Annotated in this window: 3 protein-coding genes; 1 reads left to right on the top strand and 2 read right to left on the bottom strand. The window is 54.1% G+C overall.

What is annotated here, in order from left to right; all coding sequences use genetic code 11:
- Positions 1-165 precede the first annotated feature (165 nt).
- Entirely contained in the window at positions 166-1,176 is a 1,011-nt protein-coding gene (locus M0974_RS14755) for an NAD(P)-dependent alcohol dehydrogenase (RefSeq protein ID WP_297837979.1), read from the bottom strand.
- A gap of 183 nt (positions 1,177-1,359) precedes the next feature.
- Between M0974_RS14755 and M0974_RS14750 the strand changes: the two genes are divergently transcribed.
- Positions 1,360-2,259: a LysR family transcriptional regulator gene (locus M0974_RS14750; RefSeq protein WP_297837981.1), complete on the top strand. Its 900-nt coding sequence runs from the start codon at positions 1,360-1,362 to the stop codon at positions 2,257-2,259.
- Between the two features lie 174 nt (positions 2,260-2,433).
- Here M0974_RS14750 and M0974_RS14745 read toward each other — a convergent pair whose 3' ends face one another.
- A complete protein-coding gene (locus M0974_RS14745) occupies positions 2,434-4,107 on the bottom strand; it encodes a N,N-dimethylformamidase beta subunit family domain-containing protein (RefSeq protein WP_297837976.1) in 1,674 nt (557 codons plus the stop codon).
- Between the last annotated feature and the right edge of the window lie 114 nt (positions 4,108-4,221).

Genomic DNA, 4,221 nt, shown 5'->3' with positions numbered 1-4,221 from the left:
GGAGAGCAAGCGCCAACAGATTGAAATCCAAACCAGCAGTGGCCGCACCCAGATCGCGCCCCCGTCCCATCATGAGCAACAAGTAAACCAACCAAGCTGCCTCGCTAGCATGGAACGTTGGCCATCAGTCTGCAGAAGCATGTCTTGAACGACAAACTTTTGATCCTACGCGATCTTGATTACTACCTTACCAAAGGCGCCTCTGGCCAAGTGTTCGTACGCTTCGCGCGCTTGATCGAATGAATACACGTGGTCGATTACCGGGCGAATCTTGTGCTCATTCAAGAACTCATTCATTCGGTCAAATGACGAGCGTGGAGCAACGGCGATGCCGCGAATCGTTGTTTGTCGGAAAATCATAGGCATAAGGTTCAGGGCACAGGTTTGGCCTGTCAGAAAGCCGATCTGTGCGATACGTCCACCTGCCTTTGTTGCAGCAATCGATTGATTGATGCCATCACCGCCTGCCACATCCAGCAGGAGATCCACCCCCTTGCCGTCAGTGAGCTTCAGAACTTCCTCTGCCCACTCAGGGGTAGTGCGATAATTCACACCAGCAACAGCACCCAGTTTTTTTACAGCTTCCAGATTGTCATCACGACTGGAGGTGACGATAACCTTGGCTCCCAAAGCCGTAGCAATTTGTGCTGCAAAAACAGAAACACCTCCAGATCCCTGAACCAAAACGGTTTGGCCGGCCTCGATCTGGCCATAATCGACGAGCGCATACCATGCCGTCAGAGCAGCAATTGGAAGGGTCGCGGCTTCCTCATCTGACATGTTGTCGGGGGCACGTACCGCGCTGTCTTCATGGATGATCATGTATTCCGCCAGACCACCAGGCAATGGCGAGCCGAAACAGTAGTTGGGTTCATCTGGCCCAGGCATGCCGTCCAACCAACGTGAGTAGAGGTGTGAGTTGACCCGATCTCCGATAGCGAAGCGGCTGACACCATCACCAACTGCCACGACAGTCCCTGCCGCATCGCTGACGGGGATCAGCGGCTTGGGCACCATGTGAGGTTCATAGATACCGTCAACGATGGCCTTGTCCCGGAAATTGAGCGATACAGCGCCTACTTTAACCAGCAGTTCACCCGCTTGGGGCACGGGGGTTTCCGTTTCGCCCTGCACCAGATTATCCAAGCCAAAATCTTTCAGAAGCCACGCTTTCATTTTCTGTCTCCAGCAGTTTTGAGGTGCAGAGGAGGAAAAGCTCCCCCTTTACGCTGAGGACATTGTTCCGCGTTCCCACTTCTGGATAAATGTGCAGAAACCAACAGGATTGTTATCCTGATAAGCAACAATCATCGCAGTTAACATGCTTCTCGGGGGAGACTTATGGAGCTTCTACAGGCTATGCAGGTATTCGCCAAGCTAGCGGAGCTGGAGAGCTTCACCAAAGTTGCAGAGGCAATGCAGGCAGGACGTCCGTACGTCACACGCACCATTCAGGATCTGGAAGCTTCGCTGGGTGTCCGTCTCTTCCAACGCACTACGCGCAAGGTAAAACTGACTGCTGAAGGGGAGCGATTTTACGAACGCGTCAAAGAGATTTTGGCGAACATCGCAGAGACCACATCCATGTTCGACCGTAGTGGGTCGACCTTACGTGGACGGCTTCGAATTGACATTCCCACTGCATTTTCCCAGCACAGTTTTATGGAAAGTCTTAGGAGATTTACTGAGGCATTTCCCGAAATCGAACTTGCGTTAGGTGTGACCGACCGTACGGTAGATCTCGTAGCCGAGGGCATCGACTGTGTACTGAGAATTGGTAACCTTCCAGATTCAAGTATGGTGGCCAGAGAAATTGGCACCGCCATCATGGTGACCTGTGCCTCCCCAGGTTATCTCCAAGCCTTCGGGGCACCCACAACCCTGCAAGATCTAGTAGACCACCGATGTGTCAGCTTCCTTTCCGGTCAAAGCAATAGGCCGCTGCCTTGGCACTTCTCGGTGGACGGCGAGGATCATCCTCACACACCTCATGGTGGTATCACTGTGAATGAGTCAAATGCCTACGTTCAATGTGGTGTTGCAGGCTTCGGCATTGTTCAAGCTCCGGGAATTACCGTTGAGACCTTCCTCGCAAGTGGAGAACTGGTTGAGGTGCTCAGGGCCCATCGTCCAAAGCCGCGCCTGGTTTCCGTGCTTTATCCAAGCAGAACGCATCTTGCGCCTCAGGTCGACGCATTTGTGGGTTGGCTGAAGGAACATTTTCCTGTGCTACACCCCAACTGGTTCACAGCACACTAACCTTCGCTCGTAGACTTCGCACCAAACCGGGCGGGTGCAGGCCAGACATAGATCTCGGAGAAATCAGCATGTACGACTTTCTAGATACATTTGATCATCAAATTCAGAAATCGCTGATTTCGACAGCATTTCTCCCAGTTCATATAATTCTGCTCTATCCACTTCGCGTGGTTATCAAGCAAGACTCATTGGATCGATGAAGTCGATCAGGTTACGCATGATCAACCCCACGTCGTTTTGTTCGTCGCCAGAGGGAAGCGCGCCTAGCCACGAAACCGATCCAGTGGCAAAGACGATTCCTCCGGCTGCAGTTTTACGCAAGGTCATGTGCGCAACGATTTGGTGCTCTTCCCCCGGCTCGTACACCTCGCCGTCCTCCCACACATATCCACTTCCAAATGGGCCCGCTTCGGCAAGAAGCTTCGTACCCACGGGCGTGCCCCATTTGCTACTGATTCGGTCAACTTCATAGCCAGCCGGGCCGCCGAGAAGCAATCCGGGGGCATCGATATATTCACCTTCTACTCCTTTGAACAGCCAAGCCATCTCTTGCGAATAGCTGTCCTCACGGCGTTTGTAAGGCAGCGCGTGAGTGAATCCCATACCGGTAGAGCCGATACCCGTGATTTGGTGCTCCGGCCTCCCCCTCCAACGCCAGAGCCCGCCAGGCTCGCCGTTTAGCGACAGATAACCCTCCCCAGGCTTATCTTCCCAAGTACGCGTCCCACTGACGCCGCGCCGAACCTCAACCCCGGTTTCGTCGGCTGCGGTCGCCCAGTAAAAACCATTGCCGCCTAGATAGGCGAGCGAGCCTCCGGTGGCAAGATAGGCCTGCAGCGCCTCGTGCATCGGACGCGTCCAGTATTCAGGATGGCTGCCCGTAAAAAGCGCTTTGCAGCCGGACAGTGCAGCAGCGCCCTCTCGATCGAGGTCATGGTCTGTAATTACGTCTACCTGCACGCCACACCCTGCAATAAATCGCAATGCATGAAGATCGAGCGGGAACCCGTGCGGCCCACCGCAAAGGGGATAGATGTAATCCGGGCGCACGGTAACCCAAGGTTTCGGCCAGCTCGCCCAACTGACCCCCGACCCATCGCGATGCTGGTCATACAGGCTCAACCAACCGTTATCCTGCGCGAATCGGTGGCCACGATCCTCAACAATCCACGGAAAAAGAGCCTCAGGCAGCGACTCATTGGCGTAAGCGTGATAGGTCATCGTGGGCAGCAGGAAGAGGATTTTCGCCGCTGGCATCTTCGCCCTTACGACAAATGGAAACGTCTCGGCCAGTGCTCCATGCGACAGGGTCAATCCGTACAGCCCTGGAACCGCGTCATCGGCGATCTGCACGTGCAAACTGGCAGGCCAATCGAATGGCGGCTGATCATCTTCATGCAACTGCACGCATGCGTAATGCTGGGGATCTAGACGGGGATCCAGAACCGTACCATCCCAACGTGGGCCGGTAATTGAAAATGTGGGTGAGCCGTAGATTCTAAGCTCACCGCGCAGGCCTCTTTTATCTGGAACGCCGAGCGTTGGTTTTAGCGGAAAGTCCCACAGAGACTCGCCGGACTCGTCGACATACCTGATCTCGGCAATCTTGGCATTAACACTGGGAATCGAAGTCTCTATGTTACTACCGATGACGATACGGCCCAGGCCCACAATGGGCCCTCTAAACAGGAAGGAAAATTCCTCTTCGCCAGCAACAGTCACCGATGCGGCTATTGCTTGAGCATTGCGAGCCAGGCGGATTTCAATCCACCGTTGTAGAGGAAGCTTCGGGCCTGCAGATTCATCATCACCCTGTTTGATACTCAGGCGCTGGTCGGACGTGAGCATCACTTGAAAGGCCTTAGCGGCTACTAAGCAACCGGAAGCATGTGACCTAGACCTTCATTTTGCTCATTCATGAAGCACCGTCAGAGAATTCTTATTACTTACCTTAACCCATGT

Origin of the sequence: Pseudomonas sp., from assembly GCF_026224925.1 — a bacterium.
In the GTDB taxonomy this organism is placed as follows: Bacteria; Pseudomonadota; Gammaproteobacteria; order Pseudomonadales; family Pseudomonadaceae; genus Aquipseudomonas.
This window is presented reverse-complemented; position numbering and strand designations above follow the sequence as displayed.